At 60.6% G+C, this 416-nt stretch carries 1 pseudogene; it reads left to right on the top strand.

The features are described from left to right. Positions 1-416, top strand: a pseudogene (locus G3I78_RS49320) (ribonucleotide-diphosphate reductase subunit alpha); the annotation flags it as partial.

Below are 416 nucleotides of genomic sequence, written 5' to 3'. Positions count from 1 at the left end.
TTCGAGCTCGCCAAGAAGAACGAGGACATGTACCTCTTCTCGCCGTACGACGTCGAGCGCGTCTACGGCAAGCCGTTCGCGGACATCTCGGTCACCGAGAAGTACGACGAGATGGTCGACGACTCGCGCATCCGCAAGACGAAGATCAAGGCGCGCGACTTCTTCCAGACGATCGCCGAGCTGCAGTTCGAGTCCGGCTACCCGTACATCATGTTCGAGGACACGGTGAACAAGGCGAACCCGATCAAGGGCCGCATCACCCACTCGAACCTGTGCTCGGAGATCCTCCAGGTCTCGACGCCCTCGACGTTCAACGAGGACCTCTCGTACGACCACGTCGGCCGCGACATCTCCTGCAACCTCGGCTCGCTGAACATCGCCAAGACGATGGACTCCCCCGACTTCGCGAAGACGAT

Origin of the sequence: Streptomyces sp. SID13726, assembly GCF_010548375.1 — a bacterium.
Classification (GTDB): Bacteria; Actinomycetota; Actinomycetes; order Streptomycetales; family Streptomycetaceae; genus Streptomyces.
The sequence above is the reverse complement of the archived record's forward strand: the minus strand, read 5'-3'. Positions and strand labels throughout refer to the sequence as shown.